Source organism: Micromonospora sp. NPDC000663, from assembly GCF_042898105.1.
Classification (GTDB): domain Bacteria; phylum Actinomycetota; class Actinomycetes; order Mycobacteriales; family Micromonosporaceae; genus Micromonospora.
Map to the genome: position 1 here is coordinate 101,659 of NZ_JBIAYR010000004.1, position 16,004 is coordinate 117,662.

At 70.5% G+C, this 16,004-nt stretch carries 12 protein-coding genes; 9 read left to right on the top strand and 3 right to left on the bottom strand.

Features of this window, described 5'->3' with window-relative positions:
• Positions 1 to 6 precede the first annotated feature (6 nt).
• Positions 7 to 1,155: an acyl-CoA dehydrogenase family protein gene (locus tag ACFY1S_RS15980; RefSeq protein ID WP_387117957.1), complete on the top strand. Its 1,149-nt coding sequence runs from the start codon at positions 7 to 9 to the stop codon at positions 1,153 to 1,155.
• A 16-nt stretch (positions 1,156 to 1,171) separates the two neighbouring features.
• Positions 1,172 to 1,636: a MaoC family dehydratase gene (locus ACFY1S_RS15985; protein ID WP_387117961.1), complete on the top strand. Its 465-nt coding sequence runs from the start codon at positions 1,172 to 1,174 to the stop codon at positions 1,634 to 1,636.
• A gap of 51 nt (positions 1,637 to 1,687) precedes the next feature.
• Here ACFY1S_RS15985 and ACFY1S_RS15990 read toward each other — a convergent pair whose 3' ends face one another.
• Both ACFY1S_RS15990 and ACFY1S_RS15995 read right to left on the bottom strand, forming a co-directional pair.
• Positions 1,688 to 2,683, bottom strand: coding sequence for an acetylxylan esterase (locus tag ACFY1S_RS15990; RefSeq protein WP_387117965.1), 996 nt, complete (start codon positions 2,681 to 2,683; stop codon positions 1,688 to 1,690).
• 14 nt (positions 2,684 to 2,697) lie between these two features.
• A complete protein-coding gene (locus tag ACFY1S_RS15995) occupies positions 2,698 to 3,735 on the bottom strand; it encodes a LacI family DNA-binding transcriptional regulator (protein ID WP_387117968.1) in 1,038 nt (345 codons plus the stop codon).
• A gap of 311 nt (positions 3,736 to 4,046) precedes the next feature.
• Here ACFY1S_RS15995 and ACFY1S_RS16000 point away from each other — a divergent pair, with 311 nt between their 5' ends.
• From ACFY1S_RS16000 to ACFY1S_RS16025, 6 genes are all read left to right on the top strand, one after another.
• Positions 4,047 to 6,425, top strand: a complete 2,379-nt coding sequence (locus ACFY1S_RS16000) for a glycoside hydrolase family 3 N-terminal domain-containing protein (RefSeq protein ID WP_387117971.1) — start codon at positions 4,047 to 4,049, stop codon at positions 6,423 to 6,425.
• Between the two features lie 10 nt (positions 6,426 to 6,435).
• Positions 6,436 to 7,422: an ABC transporter permease gene (locus ACFY1S_RS16005; RefSeq protein WP_387117974.1), complete on the top strand. Its 987-nt coding sequence runs from the start codon at positions 6,436 to 6,438 to the stop codon at positions 7,420 to 7,422.
• Positions 7,419 to 8,327 (top strand): carbohydrate ABC transporter permease, encoded by a 909-nt coding sequence (locus ACFY1S_RS16010; protein WP_387117977.1) that lies wholly within the window; start codon positions 7,419 to 7,421, stop codon positions 8,325 to 8,327. The genes ACFY1S_RS16005 and ACFY1S_RS16010 overlap by 4 nt, the downstream gene beginning before the upstream one ends.
• Before the next feature lie 41 nt (positions 8,328 to 8,368).
• Positions 8,369 to 10,006, top strand: a complete 1,638-nt coding sequence (locus ACFY1S_RS16015) for an extracellular solute-binding protein (RefSeq protein ID WP_387117980.1) — start codon at positions 8,369 to 8,371, stop codon at positions 10,004 to 10,006.
• Between the two features lie 163 nt (positions 10,007 to 10,169).
• Positions 10,170 to 10,859, top strand: coding sequence for a DUF624 domain-containing protein (locus tag ACFY1S_RS16020; RefSeq protein WP_387117983.1), 690 nt, complete (start codon positions 10,170 to 10,172; stop codon positions 10,857 to 10,859).
• Between the two features lie 94 nt (positions 10,860 to 10,953).
• The gene (locus ACFY1S_RS16025; RefSeq protein ID WP_387117986.1) at positions 10,954 to 13,092 is read left to right on the top strand and encodes an alpha-glucuronidase; all 2,139 of its coding nucleotides are present in this window, start codon (positions 10,954 to 10,956) and stop codon (positions 13,090 to 13,092) included.
• Positions 13,093 to 13,100: 8 nt separating this feature from the next.
• Here ACFY1S_RS16025 and manD read toward each other — a convergent pair whose 3' ends face one another.
• On the bottom strand, positions 13,101 to 14,309 hold the full coding sequence (gene manD / locus ACFY1S_RS16030; RefSeq protein ID WP_387117989.1) for a D-mannonate dehydratase ManD: 1,209 nt from the start codon (positions 14,307 to 14,309) through the stop codon (positions 13,101 to 13,103).
• Positions 14,310 to 14,612: 303 nt separating this feature from the next.
• On the opposite strand from manD, the gene ACFY1S_RS16035 reads away from it, so the two are divergent.
• On the top strand, positions 14,613 to 15,971 hold the full coding sequence (locus ACFY1S_RS16035; protein WP_387117992.1) for a PHB depolymerase family esterase: 1,359 nt from the start codon (positions 14,613 to 14,615) through the stop codon (positions 15,969 to 15,971).
• The last annotated feature ends 33 nt before the right edge of the window (positions 15,972 to 16,004 follow it).

Sequence of the window (16,004 nt, forward strand, 5' to 3'; positions counted from 1 at the left end):
TGGGCCATGGAGCTCACCCTCTCCGCCGAACAGGTGGCCGTCCGACAACTCGCCGCCGAGTTCGTCGACCGGGAGCTGGTGCCGCACGCGGCCACCTGGGACCGGCGCGAGTCGGTCGACCCGGCAGTCGTGGGCATGCTCGGCGACCTGGGCTTCCTGGGCCTGACCATCGCCGAGTCCGACGGCGGCTCCGGCGGCGACCACCTCGCGTACTGCCTCGTCCTGGAGGAGCTCGGCCGCGGCGACTCGGCCGTACGCGGCATCGTCTCGGTATCGCTCGGCCTCGTCGCGAAGTCGATCGCCGCCCACGGCTCCGCCGCGCAGCGGGCCGAGTGGCTGCCCCGGCTCTGCGCCGGCACCGCCCTCGGATGCTTCGCGTTGACCGAGCCGGACAGCGGCTCGGACGCGGCCGCGCTGCGGACCCGAGCGGTCCGCGACGGCGACGACTGGCTGCTCACCGGCACCAAGACGTTCATCACCAACGGCACCACAGCCGACGTGGCACTAGTCTTCGCCCGCACCGGCGGTCCCGGCCACCGGGGCATCACCGCCTTCCTGGTGCCCACCGGCAGCGAGGGGCTGACCCGCCGGGAGATCCACGGCAAGCTCGGCCTGCGCGGGCAGGCCACCGGCGAGCTGCGCTTCGACGAGGTACGCGTACCCGACGCGGCACGCCTCGGCACCGAGGGCGCGGGGTTCCGCCTGGCCCTGGCCACCCTGGCCAAGGGGCGGATGTCGGTCGCCGCCGGCTGCGTCGGCATCGCCCAGGGCTGCCTCGACGCCGCTGTCGGCTACGCCGGGCAGCGGACCCAGTTCGGCAAGCCGATCGCCGGCCATCAGCTCGTGCAGCAGTTGCTCTCCGCCATCGCGGTGGACACCGCCGCCGCCCGCCTGCTGGTGTGGCAGGTCGCCGACCTGATCGACCGTGACCAGCCGTTCGCCACCGAGGCGTCGATGGCCAAACTGTTCGCCAGCGAGGCCGCCGTACGCGCGGCCAACAACGCGGTCCAGGTCTTCGGGGGGTACGGCTACATCGACGAGTACCCGGTTGGCAAGTACCTGCGCGACGCCCGGGTCGCCACCCTCTACGAGGGCACCAGCCAGATCCAGCACCTCCTCATCGGACGCGCGCTCACCGGCGTCAACGCCTTCTAGCTCGAAGGAGCCCGGCATGCGAGTCTTCACCTCCCTCGACGAGCTGGCCACGGCGGTCGGCGAGACCCTCGGCCCCGGCCCGTGGCAGCGGATCGAGCAGGGCCGCGTCGACCTCTTCGCCGACGCCACCGACGACCACCAGTGGATCCACCTCGACCCGGTCCGGGCGGCTTCGGGACCGTTCGGCGGGACGATCGCCCACGGCTACCTGACCCTGTCGATGCTGCCGGCGCTGGCCGGCGGGCTGTACCGGGTCGAGGGGGTGGCGATGGGTGTCAACTACGGCCTGAACCGGGTGCGTTTCCCCGCCCCGGTCCGCGTCGGCGCCGCCGTCCGGGCCACCGTCACCTTCACCGAGGTGTCCCCGGTCAGCGGCGGGGTGCAGTTGGTCGCGACGGTCACCGTGGAGAGCGACGGCGGTGGCAAGCCGGTCTGCGTCGCCGAGACGGTCAGCCGGCTCTACCGGGGTACGGCGGGCTGAAACCCGCCGTCGCCGCCCCTTCGCCTGTTACGCGGGGCAGGGTGCGCTCGCTCAGTACGTCGGACGGAGCCTCGCGCCGAGCCAGCGCAGCTGACGACGGACGTGGACTGCCTCGCCGCCCTCGTGGCCGTTGAACGGGTAGACGTGAATCTCCCGCTCCGGCGGGACCGGTCGGCCGGCCGCGGCGCCGTACTGGTTGTAGGCGGCGAAGCCGGTCCTCGGCGGGCAGACGGTGTCGCGCAGACCGATCCCGAAGTGCGCCGGCGCCGTGGCACGACGCGCGAGGCTGACGGCGTCCACGTAGGACAGCGTCCGCCACACCGCCTCCTCGGCCTCCCGGTGCACGGCCAGGTAGTGGGCGATCTCGCCGTACGGCGGGACGTCGCTGAGCTGGACGGCCCGTCGCATGTCGCAGAGGAACGGGGCGGTGGACAGCACCGCCGCGAGGTCGTCCACCAGGCCGGAAACGGCAAGCGCGAGTCCGCCGCCCTGACTGTTGCCGACCACGGCGACCCGGCCCGCGTCGACCCCCGGCAGGGCGCGGACCGCCTGGACCGCCCGGACCGCGTCGGTGATCAGCCGGCGGTAGTGGTAGTCACGCGGATCGAGGATTCCCCAGGTGACAGGCCACGGGCCGCCGGGAGCGCCGTGCGGGTCGGGGGTGTCGCCGGCGCCGTACTGCCCCGCCTGGCCCCGGTTGTCCATCAGCAGGTGCGCGTACCCGGCCACCGGCCAGGTGAGCCGCTCGTGCGGTAGTCCACGGCCACGGCCGTACCCGGCGTACTCCACCACGGCGGGCAGTGGACCTCGCGCCCCCGCCGCACGGGTGTACCAGGCGCGGACCGGGTCGCCGCCGAAACCCGCGAACGTGACGTTCCAGCAGTCCAGCAGCGGCAGGTCGGTGGGCTCGGGGCGGACGTCGACGAGCACCGGTCGGGCGGCCGCCTCGGCGAGGGTGTCGCTCCAGAACTGCTCGAAGTCGTCCGGCTCGACAATCGTGGGCGAGTATCGCTCCAGGTCGTCGAGGTGCGGGGGTGGATGCGGCACGGGTCCTCACAGGGTCAGTGCGGCTGGGCGGGGGGCGCGGTGCTCTCCCGGACGACCAACTCGGTCACCAGGTCGATCCGGCTGGTCGCCGGCTCGTTGCCGCGGGCCAGTTCGAGAAGCATCTGGGTGGCGATGCCGGCCATGTCGCGCAGCGGCTGGTTGATGGTGGTGAGAGGCGGGTCGGTCCAGGCCGAGACGGGCAGGTTGTCGTACCCGATCACCGAAAGGTCCTCGGGCACGCGCAGGCCGCACTGCCGCGCGGCCCGGAGCACCCCCATCGCCTGGATGTCGGAGCCGGCGAAGATGGCCGTGGGCCGGTCCGCCAGCCGCAGCAGTTGCAGCCCGTGGCTGTGCCCGGCACCCGCCGAGAAGCTGCCGTAACGGGTCAACTCGCGGTCGATCGGCACCCCTGCCTCCTCGTGCGCTGACTGGAAGCCGGCGGCGCGAGCGCGGCTGCAGAGCATGTCGGGTGGGCCGGAGATGATGGCGATCCTCCGGTGTCCCAGGTCCAGCAGGTGCCGGGCGGCGAGCAGGCCGCCGTTCCAGTTGTTGGACCCGACGGTGGGCACCGACGCCGAGGTCGCGCTGTCGGTGTCGACGACGACGAACGGGATGCCGTGGCGTCGCAGGTGCTGCTGCTGGACCTCGGCCAGGTGGGAGAGGACTAACACCACCCCCAGTGGACGGTCGGCGAGCAGTGCGTCCAGCCAGCGTGGCGGCGGGCGGTGCGCGCCGTCGAGTTGGGCGACGGACAGACCGAGCCCGGCGGCGCTTGTCACCGCCTCGACGCCGCGCAGGATCTCCATCGCCCAACCGGTGTCGAACTCGTGGAACACGAGATCCACGCGTCCGCCGCCGGACGAGGACCGGCGGTTGCGGCGCTGGTACCGGTGGCGGTCCAGGCTCTCCTCGACCCGCGCTCTGGTGCCGGGCGCCACATCACCTCGGCCGTTGAGGACCTTGGAAACCGTCGCGACCGAGACTCCGACGTCATTGGCGATGGTCGCGATGGTGGTGGAGGCGGGTGGGTCGAGCGGGCGGTGCTCTGTCATCGCAGCCTCAACAGCATCCGAAAGTTTCGGAAGACCCTAACATGACGGGCCATTCACGCCAGCCGATCCGGCAGTCGATCCTCCCGTTCCCCGCGTCGGCGTCGCTCGCTCGCAACGGAGGTCAGCGATCACCTGACGGAGCGCAGACTCGACCCCACCGAGGCATCGATGAACCTCTTGACATGCCCCGGCGGGACACTTAGGTTGCCGAAAAGGTTACGCAGGTTTCCGGAAAATTTCGGATCGTGAAATGTCCGCCGCGAAGCTGGCCTCTCAGGGCGCGGATGTGGCCGGAGCTAAGGGGTCTCGGCATGAGAAGTCAGTCGCCCGTCGACAGCGGCGTCGCGCCGTGGCGCGATCCGCACCTGCCGCCTGCCGAGCGGGTCGAGGCACTCGTGTCGCTGATGTCGCTGGAGGAGAAGATCGCCCAGCTGGTCGGGGTCTGGGTCGGCGCCGAGGCGTCCGGCGAGGGCGTCGCTCCGCACCAGTCCGACATGATCGACGGCACGCCGCCCTGGGCCGAGATCATCAGGTACGGGCTCGGCCAGCTCACCCGCCCGTTCGGCACCGCGCCCGTCGACCCGGTGCTCGGCGCCCGGTCGCTTGCCGCGTCCCAGGCGCAGATCGTGGCCGCCAGCCGGTTCGGTATCCCGGCGCAGGTGCACGAGGAGTGCCTCACCGGCTTCGCCGCCTGGCGGGCCACCGTCTACCCCACCCCGCTGGGCTGGGGCGCGGCCTTCGATCCCGAACTGGTCGAGGAGATGGCCGGCCGGATCGGGCGGTCGATGCGCGCAGCGGGCGTCCACCAGGGGTTGGCGCCCGTCCTCGACGTGACCCGGGACTACCGCTGGGGCCGCACCGAGGAGACGATCGGCGAGGACCCGTACCTGGTGGGGACGACCGGGGCGGCGTACGTGCGCGGTCTGGAACGCGCAGGTGTCGTGGCCACCCTGAAACACTTCGCCGGCTACTCCGCCTCCCGGGGCGGGCGCAACCTGGCCCCCGTGCCGATGGGTCCCCGCGAGCTGGCCGACGTGATCCTGCCGCCGTTCGAGATGGCCCTGCGGCTCGGGGGCGCCCGCTCGGTGATGAACTCCTACGCCGAGATCGACGGCCTGCCGGTCGCCGCCGACGAGGAGCTGCTGACCGGTCTGCTGCGCGACGAGTGGGGCTTCACCGGGACTGTGGTCGCCGACTACTTCGCCGTGCGCTTCCTGCAGACCCTGCACGGCGTCGCCGCCGACGCCGCCGACGCGGCCCGGCTCGCCCTGCGCGCCGGGATCGACGTCGAACTGCCCACAGTTGACGCCTTCGGCCCCCCGCTGGTGGCGGCGGTCCGCCGAGGCGAGGTCGACGAGGCGCTGATCGACCGCGCGCTCCGCTGGGTGCTCACCCAGAAGATCGAGGTCGGCCTGCTCGACGAGGACTGGCGGGAACTGCCCGACGACGTGGCGGACCTGCGCCTCGACGACGAGACCAGCCAGGACGTCGCCGTACGCCTGGCCCGGGAATCAGTCGTCCTGCTGCGCAACACGGGCGTGCTGCCGCTGCCCGCCGGCCGGCGGGTCGCCCTGGTGGGTCCGCTCGCCGACGACCCGATGGCCCTGCTCGGCTGCTACACCTTCCCCAACCACGTCGGCGTGCACCACAGCGGGTACGGGCTCGGGCTGGACATCCCCTCGCTGCGCGACGAGTTGGCCCGCCGGGTCCCGCAGCTCACCCACGAGCCGGGTTGCGCAGTCACCGGCGAGGACACCTCGGGCATCCCGGCGGCGGTCGCCGCGGCCGCCGACGCCGACGTCTGCGTGCTCGCCGTCGGCGACCGGGCGGGCATGTTCGGCCGGGGCACCTCCGGCGAGGGCTGCGACGCCGTAGACCTGCGACTGCCGGGCGTCCAGGCCGACCTGGTCCGGGCGGTCCTTGCCACCGGCACCCCAGTCGTCCTGGTGCTGATGACCGGGAGGCCGTACGCGCTCGGTCCCGAGGTCGACGCGGCGGCCGCCGTGGTGCAGGCGTTCTTCCTCGGCCAGCGGGGCGGGCAGGCCCTCGCCGAGGTGCTCACCGGCGAGGTGAATCCGTCCGGGCACCTGCCGGTGAGCGTTCCCCGCGACGCGGGCGGACTGCCCGGCACCTACCTGATGCCGCCGCTGGGTCGCCGCAACGAGGTCTCGTCGGTCGATCCGACGCCGGCGTACCCGTTCGGCCACGGGCTGAGCTACACCACATTCGACTGGTCCGACGCCACGGTGCTGGGGCCGGCGGACGAGCAGGTCCCCGCCGACCCGGCGGCCTGGCCGGTCGACGGTACGGCCCGGGTGCGGATCACCATCCGCAACACCGGCGCGCGGGCCGGCGTCGAGGTCGTGCAGCTCTACCTGCACGACCCGGTCGCGCAGACCACCCGACCGGTGGTCCGGCTGGTCGGCTTCACCCGGGTGCCGCTGGAGGCCGGCGAGGCGGCGCACGTGACCTTCGGCGTACCGGCCGACGTCGCGTCGTTCGTCGGGCTGTCCGGGCGACGCATCGTCGAACCCGGCGACGTCGAGCTGCGGTTCGGCAGGTCCAGTGGCGACGTGGTGGCCACCCTGGCGCTGCGGCTGACAGGCGTCGAGCGCCAGGTCGGTCACCAACGGGAACTGCTCACGTCGGTGCGGGTCCAGCCCCTCGTGGCCGTCCCGCACTCCGACTAGGAGACCGAGGATGACATCGACGTTACGGCCTCCGCCGCCGGCCGCTCCCCGAGCTGCGGCGGGGTCCGCGCAGCCCGCGTCCCACCCGCGGCGGCGCCGGAGCTGGCGCCAGGCCCTCCGTCGGGACTGGCAGCTCTACTCGCTGGCCGTCCTGCCGCTGCTGTTCTTCCTGATCTTCCGGTACCTGCCGATGGTCGGGAACATCATCGCGTTCCGGCGCTTCAAGCCCGGCGGCAGCATCTTCGGTGAGTACTGGGTCGGGCTGCGGTACTTCCGGATGTTCTTCACCGACCCGACGTTCTGGGAGGTCTTCACCAACACGCTGGTGCTCGGGGCGCTGACGCTGCTCTTCTGCTTCCCGCTGCCGATCGTGCTGGCGCTGCTGCTCAACGAGGTGCGCGCCCGCCGGTTCAAACGGTTCGTGCAGTCGGTGTCGTACCTGCCGCACTTCCTGTCGATCGTCATCGTGGCGGCGATGGTCATGCAGCTGACCTCCATCGACGGCGCGGCCAACCAACTGGTCCGGATGGTCGGGGGAGACCCGGTGGCGTTCCTGCAACAGCCGCAGTGGTTCCGCACCATCTACGTCTCGTCGGAGGTCTGGCAGACCGTCGGCTGGGGCACGATCCTCTACCTCGCCGCGCTCACCACGATCGACGAGGACCTCTACGAGGCGGCCCGGATCGACGGCGCAAGCCGGCTGCGGCAGACCTGGCACGTCACGCTTCCGGGGATCCGGCCGACGATGGTGACGCTGCTGATCCTCAACATCGGCAGTTTCATGGCTGTCGGGTTCGAGAAGGTCCTGCTGCTCTACAACCCGTTGACATACCCGACCGCGGATGTGGTCTCCACCTACCTGTTCCGGATGGGCTTCCAGTCCAGCAACTTCAGCTATGCGGCCGCGATCGGTCTCTTCGAGGCGGTGATCGGGCTGGTCCTGGTCCTGTCGGCGAACCTCATCTCCCGTCGCACGGTGGGGACGAGCCTGTGGTGATCCTCGGCCGGAAGGCGGACGCCCCGACGACGCGCGGGCCGGCAGACAGCCGCGGTTACCGGATCTTCCGGGTGGTCAACACGATCGTCCTGATCGGCGTCGTGATCGTGACGCTGTTCCCGTTCCTCAACATCGTGGCCCGCTCGCTCAGCGACGAGGCGTACCTCCTCGCGGGGAAGGTGAGCCTGGTCCCGCGCGGGTTCGACCTGACCGCGTACAAGCTGGTGATGTCCGACGCGATGTTCTGGACGAACTACCGCAACACGGTGGTGTACACGGTTGTCGCCACGCTCATCTCGATAGTGCTGACCACGTGCTACGCGTACGTGCTGTCCAAGCCGCAGCTCAAGGGCCGTGGCCTGCTCGTCGGCGTCGCGCTGTTCACCATGTTCTTCTCCGGCGGCCTGATCCCCAACTACGTGCTGGTCACCAGCCTGGGAATGAAGAACACCATCTGGGCGGTGGTGATCCCCAACGCGATAAGCGTGTTCAACCTGCTGGTCATGAAGGCGTTCTTCGAGAGCCTGCCGACCGAGTTGGAGGAGGCCGCCGCCGTCGACGGGCTGAACACGTACGGCATCCTGTTGCGCATCGTGCTGCCGCTGTCCAAGGCGATCATCGCGACGATGGTCCTCTTCTACGCGGTCTCCTTCTGGAACTCCTGGTTCAGCGCGTTCCTCTACTTCGACCGGCAGGAGCTGCTCCCGGTCACCGTCTACCTGCGCAACCTGATCGTCGGCGCCACCAGCGCCGAGTCGGCCGCCGCCGACGCCGACAAGGTCCAGGCGGCTGCCACGTTCCAGGCCGTGACCGTCGTGCTCACCACCCTGCCCATCCTGGCGGTCTACCCCTTCGTCCAGCGGTACTTCGTCCGCGGCGTGATGCTCGGGGCGGTCAAGGGCTGAGCGGCGCATCACCTTCCACCCCACCACCGAAAGGACGAGCCATGCTCTTCAAGCCGTGGCGTCGCGTGGCGACAGCCACCGCGGGTCTGCTCGCGCTCACAGTCATCGCCGCCTGTTCCGAGGATCCCGGCGAGTCGTCGGACCTCTCGGAGAACAAGGTAGGCGCGATGGCCAGCTACGGCGTCGGCGACCAGTTCAAGGCCACCGAGGCGCTGTCCTTCCCCACCCTCTACAACAACCACACCTTCTACCCGCTCAAGCAGGACTGGCTGTTCTGGTCCGAGCTGACCAAGCGGACGAACGTCACGATCGAGCCGGTCGCCGTCCCGTTGAGCGACTACGAGCAGAAGCGCAGCCTGCTGATCGGCGCCGGGGACGCCCCGCTGATCATCCCGAAGACGTACCACCCGCAGGAGAACGCGTTCGTGTCCTCCGGGGCGATCCTGCCGGTGAGTGACTACATCGATCTGATGCCCAACTTCAAGGACAAGATCGCCAAGTGGAACCTCAAGCCGGAGATCGACAACCTGCGGCAGTCCGACGGTAAGTTCTACCTGCTGCCCGGGATGCACGAGAAGCCCACGCAGGACTACACGGTCCTGATGCGCATGGACATCCTCCAGGAACTCAACCTGGCGGTGCCGAAGACCTGGGACGACCTGTACACGGTGCTCAAGGCCATGAAGGCGAAGTACCCGAACGTCTACCCGTACTCCGACCTGTTCAGCAAGCCCAACCCGACAGGCGCCCTGCTGAACATCCTCGGCTCGGCCCACGGCACCCAGGCGGGCTGGGACTACCAGCACGCCACGTGGGACCCGGCGGCGAAGAAGTTCAGCTACACCGGCGCGTCCGAGCAGTACAAGCAGATGGTCACGTACCTGCACAAGCTCGTCGCCGAGGGCCTGCTCGACCCGGAGAGCTTCACCCAGACCGACGACCAGGCCCGGCAGAAGCTCGCCAACGGCAAGTCCTTCGTGGTCACAGGCAACGCGCAGACCCTTGTCAACAACCACCGGCCCGACCTGGCCAAGACCCTGCCGAACGCGAAGATGGCGAAGATCCCGCTGCCGATCGGCCCGGCTGGCGAGATCAACCCGTTCCCCCGCCTGGAGAACGGCATCATGATCTCCACGAAGGCCCGGGAGAGCAAGAACTTCGTGGCCATGATGCAGTTCATCGACTGGTTGTGGTATTCCGACGCAGGCCTGGAGTTCGCCCGCTGGGGCGTCGAGGGCACCACCTTCACCAAGGACGCGTCCGGCAAGCGCACTCTCGACCCCGGCATCGACTTCCTGGGGCTCCACCCGAAGGCGCCCAAGCACCTGCAGAAGGACTTCGGGTTCCACAACGGCGTCTTCGCCTACGGCGGCACCCCCGACCTGGTCCGAGGGTTCTTCTCACCCGAGGAGTTGGAGTTCCAGAAGGTGATGGACGCCCGCAAGCCGAGGGAGGTGCCCCCGCCCGCCCCGTTGAGCGACGAGGAGCGCGAGCAGGTGTCGCTCTGGGAGACCCCACTGAAGGACTACGTCACCCAGAACACGCTGAAGTTCGCCCTCGGCCAGCGTCCGCTCAGCGAGTGGGACGCGTACGTGGCCGAGTTGAAGGCGAAGAACTCCGACCAGTACATCGACCTGGTCAACAAGGCGTACGAGCGGTTCCAGAAGAACAACGGTTGACCTGTGGGGTCCGGTCGGGCGGCGCCCCGTCGCCCGACCAAACCCCGACGACCACGAGGACAGCGATGCGCATCACCGTTTCCGACGAGCGCGCCGACGGCCGCACCGACGCCTGGCGGCGCCGCGTCGAGCGCCCGCTTCGGGCCGACCCGGGAGGCCGGCCGTGAGCGGCGCCGGGCACGCCTGGCGGCAGTTCGGCGACGGGCCGCTGTCCCGGGCCGCCTCCCGGGTCTACATTCTGCTCGTGGTCGAGCTGCTGCTCCTGCTCACCACACTGCCCGGCCTGCTCCCACTGATCCTGCTCGGCCGTGACGCCAGCAACCTGCCGCTGGCGGCGCTCCTGCTGGTGCCGGTCGGCCCGGCGGTCGCCGCCGCCCTGTACGCGCTGCGCCACCAGCGTCCCGACCTGGCCGAGCTACGCCCCGCCGCCGTGTTCTGGCGCGGGTACCGGGCCAACCTGGCCGGCGCGCTGCGGATCTGGGTGCCGACGCTGCTGTGGCTGACAGTGCTCGCCGTGAACCTCGCCTACCGGGACGCCGTCGATCTGCCGGGCTGGTGGACCGTGCCGCTGGTCCTGATCGTGGTGGGTGTGACGCTCTGCGCGGCGAACGCCCTGCTGATCACCGCGCTGTTCGACTTCCGTACCCGCGACGTGCTCCGCCTGGCCGTGCACTTCGTCGTCCGTACCCCCGGTGTCACGGTGGGCAACGCCCTGCTGCTGGCCGCGGCGGCCGGCGTCACGGCGGTGTTCTCCGAGGCGGTCCTCGCGATGCTCGCCTCGGTGGCGGTCCTGGCGTTCCTGCGCGTCGGCGACCCGATGCTCCACCTGATCCGCAAGGAGTTCACCGCATGAGCCTGCCCGTCACCGCCGAGGTGCCCTTCGGGGGCGACCACGACCCCGAGGCCGGGCCGCACCCGGCGTACAGCGTCGTCGGGCGGGAGGACGTGTGAAGGCCGACAAGTCCGCCGATGTGGAGCACCTCGTGTTCGTCGACGAGCCACTGGAAACCCACGAGCCGCGCGTGCACGCCGCCTGGCTGCCCCCTGAGGCGTTCCGGTCGCTGGGCGCGCGCCGCGTCCTCGTACACGGCGAGGGCCTGCTCGTCGACACCGTCCTCGACGAGGTCGCGCGTGCCTGCGCGCGCTACGGCGGACGGGTGTGGCACTCCCCGTCGTGGGACGTCGACGTGGACCTGGTGCTCGCCCTGCGGGGTGCCGGTGAGCTGCCCAATCCGGCGGTGGAGGCGGCACGGTCGGCGGGGGAGGCGGCGCTCGCCGACATCGGCCACGGCGAACCGCTCGGCGAGGAGGGATTCCTGCTGGCCCGCGAGGGCGAGGTGACTGTGGTGCTCGCCGACGCGCCCGCCGGCCTGCTGTACGGGCTGTTCCACGTGGTCCGGCTCTGCGCGGCGGCCTTCGACCCGGCCCGCCCGCCGGAGCGACACCGGCCGGCGCTGCGCCGGCGCATGCTGAACCACTGGGACAACGTGGCCGTGCACCCGGTGATGGGCCAGGTCGAACGGGGGTACGCGGGCGGCTCGATCTTCTGGCGCGACGGCCGTCCGCGCGGCGACCTGGCCCGGGTGCGCGCGTACGGGCGGCTGCTCGCGGCCAGCGGCGTCAACGCGATCTCGGTGAACAACGTCAACGTCGCCCGGACCGAGGCGCTGCTGCTCACCGACCGGCTCGGCGACGTGGCCGAGATCGCCGACGCGCTGCGCCCGTACGGCATCCGGGTGCACCTGTCGGTCAGCTTCGCCGCGCCTGTGCTCCTCGGCGGGCTGTCGACCGCCGACCCGCTCGACGAGGCCGTGCGCGACTGGTGGGCCGCCACCACCCGCCGGGTGTACGACCGCATCCCGGACTTCGGCGGCTACCTGGTCAAGGCCGACTCGGAGGGGCAGCCCGGCCCGTTCACGTACGGGCGCGACCACGCCGACGGGGCGAACCTGCTCGCCGAGGCCCTCGCCCCGCACGGGGGAGTGGTGCACTGGCGGGCGTTCGTCTACAACCACCACCAGGACTGGCGGGACAGGTCCACCGACCGGGCGCGGGCCGCGTACGACCATTTCACACCGCTGGACGGGCGGTTCCGCACCAACGTGGTCCTGCAGGTGAAGTACGGCCCGGTGGACTTCCAGACGCGCGAGCCTGTCTCACCGGTCCTCGCCGCGATGCCGGCGACCCGGCTGGCGCTGGAGTTGCAGGTCACCCAGGAGTACACGGGCCAGCAGCGGCACATCTGCCATCTGGGCCCCTGGTGGGGTGAGGTGCTGCGGTTCGCCCCCTGGGGACCGGGTGGACGGACGATCGCCGACGTCGCCGTCGGGGAGGCGGGGGCCGGCGGTGGCCTGGTCGCCGTCGCCAACACCGGCGACGATCCGTCCTGGACCGGACACCCGTTGGCGCAGGCCAACCTGTACACCTTCGGGCGCCTCGCCTGGGACCCGTGGCGCGACCCGACGGAGATCCTCGACGAGTGGATGACGCTCACCTTCCCGCCGTCGGCGACAGCCGACCCGGAACTGGTCCGGCGGACCCTGCACGAGATCATGGACGACTCGTGGCGTACCTACGAGCGGTACACCGCCCCGCTGGGCGTCGGCTTCATGGTTCACCCGGGTGACCACTACGGCCCCGACGTCGACGGGTACGAGTACTCACGGTGGGGCACCTACCACTTCGCCGACCGGGACGGCGTCGGCGTGGACCGCAGTCGCGCGTCGGGCACCGGCTTCGCCGGGCAGTACCCGCCGTACTGGGCGCAGGTGTACGAGTCGCCCCGGACCTGCCCCGACGAGGTGCTGCTCTTCTTCCACCACGTCCCGTACTCGCACGTCCTGCACAGCGGCTCGACAGTCATCCAGCACATCTACGACACGCACTTCGCGGGCGTCGAGGAGGTGGAGACGATGCGGCGCCGGTGGCGGACGCTCAACGGAATGATCGACCCGGCGGTGTACGAGCGGGTGTCCGAACGCCTCGACGAGCAGGTGCGCTGCGCCACCGAGTGGCGCGACCAGATCAACACGTACTTCTTCCGCAAGTCGGGTGTGCCGGACGCGCGGGGGCGACGCATCTACTGATCCTCCGGTCACCAGGGGTGGACGGTGCCGTCCTCCAACCTGTTCACCGGAAGGTACGCGGGCGCGTACGGATACCGTGCCGCCGCCTCCTCGTCGATGTCCACACCGAGACCGGGGGCCTCGGCGGGGTGCAGGTAGCCGTCGGCGTAGTGGTAGCCGTGTGGGAACACCTCGTCGGTCTGCGCGGTGTGCCGCATGTACTCCTGCAACCCGAAGTTGGGGATCGAGATGTCGAGTTGCAGCGCAGCGGCCATGCAGACGGGGGAGAGGTCGGTGGCGCCGTGCGAGCCGCTGCGGACGTGGTGCAGCGCCGCCAGGTCGAAGATCCGGCGCAGGTGGGTGATGCCACCGGCGTGCACCACTGTCGTGCGGATGTAGTCGATGAGCTGCTCCCGGATGAGCTGGGCGGCGTCGAAGATGCTGTTGAAGACCTCGCCGACCGCCACCGGGGTGGTCGTGTGCTGCCGGATCAACCGGAAGCCCTCCTGAAGGTCGGCGGGGACCGGATCCTCCATCCAGGTCAGCGCGTACGGCTCCAGGCTGCGCCCGAGCCGGGCGGCCTCGATGGGCGTGAGCCGGTGGTGCACGTCGTGCAGCAGCCGCAGGGTGGGGCCGAACTCGTCGCGGACCCGGGCGAACACCGTCGGCACGTGTGACAGGTAGCGCTGCGTCGACCAGGTGGCCTCGCTGGGCAGCGCCGCGTCGGCCGGCTCGTAGAAGAGCTTGTCGGCGCTGACCCCGTACGTCTTCGGCAGCCCCGGGACCCCGCACTGCACCCGCACGGCCCGGTAGCCGAGGTCGACGTATCGGGCGACCTCGACCAGCACCTCCTCGACGGTCTCGCCGTTGGCGTGGCCGTACACGGTGACGCCCTCGCGGGAACGGCCGCCGAGCAACTGGTAGACGGGTAGGCCGGCGACCTTGCCCTTGATGTCCCACAGCGCGGTGTCCACGGCGGCGATCGCGCTCATCGTGACCGGCCCGCGCCGCCAGTACGCCCCCTGGTACAGATACTGCCAGGTGTCCTCGATGCGGGCCGGGTCCCGGCCGATCAGCAGCGGCGCCACGTGGTCGCGCAGGTACGACGCGACGGCCAGCTCCCGGCCGTTGAGGGTGGCGTCTCCGACGCCTGTGACGCCCTCGTCCGTGACGATCTTGAGGGTGACGAAGTTGCGGCCCGGACAGGTCACGATGATCCGGGCGTCGACGATCTTCACTCGATCTCCTTCGTGCCGGCGGGTCCTGTGTGGACGCGCGCAGGGGGGTGACGCGAGGGATGTGGGAAGCCCGACACGTTTCGAGAACGCCCCGATGATAGCCCGGTCATCGATGTCCGGTCATGGCTCCTCATGGCCAGCTCGCGCGCGATCTCACGTTCCGAAAAGATTCCGGAAGTCTTGACAATCGAGTGTGCTCGATCGAAGCTGACGTGGTCACGCGAGCCGCGGTCAGGGTCGGGCGAAGGGCAGTCCTCGACTTACTCCCCTTCCATGCGCCAATTCCCCGAGGAATCGCGAACGATGACATTCAAGACAAGGCTGTTCGGCGCCCTCCTGGCGGTCCTCACGCTGGCCGCCGCCGCGCTGACGTTCGCCGCGCCGGCATCGGCGGCGACGCTGACACAGGTGACCGGCTTCGGCACCAACCCCACGAACCTCCAGATGCACCTGTACGTCCCAGACCGGGTGGCCACCCGGCCGGCCGTCCTCCTCGCCCTGCACTACTGCACCGGATCGGGCCCCGCGTTCCACTCCGGCACCCAGTACGCGTCCCTCGCCGACAGGTACGGGTTCATCGTGATCTACCCGTCGGTGACCCGCAGCAGCAAGTGCTGGGACGTCGCCTCACCGCAGGCCCTGCGCCGAGGTGGGGGCAGCGACCCGGTCGGTCTCATGTCGATGGTCGACTACGTGAAGCAGCGGTACTCCGCCGACCCGGCCCGGATCTTCGCCACCGGCACCTCGTCCGGGGCGATGATGACGAACGTCATGCTCGGCGACTACCCGGACGTGTTCTCGGCGGGCGCGTCCTTCGCCGGAGTGCCGTTCGCCTGCTTCGCCACCGGGGGCACCTCGGAATGGAACAGCGAATGCGCGAACGGGCAGCTCATCAAGACCGCACAGCAGTGGGGTGACCTGGTCCGCGGGGCGTACCCGGGTTACACAGGCCAGCGGCCACGAATGCAGATCTGGCACGGCACCAACGACGAGACCCTGCGTTACCCGAACTTCGGCGAGCAGGTCAAGCAGTGGACCAACGTGCACGGGTTGAGCCAGACCCCGACGTACACCGACTCGCCGCAGTCCGGCTACACCCGCACCCGGTACGGCAGCAGCGGCCCGATGGCGCCGGTCGAGGCGATCAGCATGCAGGGCGTCACGCACAACCTGCCTGTCGACGCCGCGCAGGTGATCCGCTTCTTCGGGCTGGACGGCACCACGCCCCCGCCGACCACCCCGCCGCCCACGACCCCGCCGCCGACGACCCCGCCGCCGACCACCCCGCCCCCGACCACCCCGCCCCCGACGACTCCGCCCCCCACCACTCCGCCGCCCAGCAGTGGCGCCTGCCGGGTCGGATACACGGTCAACGCCTGGAACAACGGTCTCACCGCGAGCGTGACCATCACCAACACCGGTACCGCCGCCGTGAACGGGTGGTCGCTGACCTTCACCCTGCCCAATGGGCAGCGCATCACCGGCGGCTGGAACGCGCAGTACTCCCCGACCAGCGGCGCGGTGACGGCCCGCAACGTCTCCTACAACGCCGCCATCGCCCCGAACACGTCTGTCGACATCGGGTTCCAGGCCACCCACGAGGGCGACACCGCGAAGCCCTCGTCGTTCGCCCTCAACGGTGCCACGTGTTCGGTCGCCTGAACCCCCTCTCCACACCACCATCACGAAGGAGTC

What these genes read in the sequence shown, in the direction of transcription:
- ACFY1S_RS15985 (WP_387117961.1), top strand. Translation starts at nt 1,172, where the DNA reads ATGCGAGTCTTCACCTCCCTCGACGAGCTGGCCACGGCGGTCGGCGAG.
- ACFY1S_RS15980 (WP_387117957.1), top strand. Translation starts at nt 7, where the DNA reads ATGGAGCTCACCCTCTCCGCCGAACAGGTGGCCGTCCGACAACTCGCC.
- ACFY1S_RS16005 (WP_387117974.1), top strand. Translation starts at nt 6,436, where the DNA reads ATGACATCGACGTTACGGCCTCCGCCGCCGGCCGCTCCCCGAGCTGCG.
- ACFY1S_RS15995 (WP_387117968.1), bottom strand. Translation starts at nt 3,735, where the DNA reads ATGACAGAGCACCGCCCGCTCGACCCACCCGCCTCCACCACCATCGCG.
- ACFY1S_RS16035 (WP_387117992.1), top strand. Translation starts at nt 14,613, where the DNA reads ATGACATTCAAGACAAGGCTGTTCGGCGCCCTCCTGGCGGTCCTCACG.
- ACFY1S_RS16000 (WP_387117971.1), top strand. Translation starts at nt 4,047, where the DNA reads ATGAGAAGTCAGTCGCCCGTCGACAGCGGCGTCGCGCCGTGGCGCGAT.
- ACFY1S_RS16015 (WP_387117980.1), top strand. Translation starts at nt 8,369, where the DNA reads ATGCTCTTCAAGCCGTGGCGTCGCGTGGCGACAGCCACCGCGGGTCTG.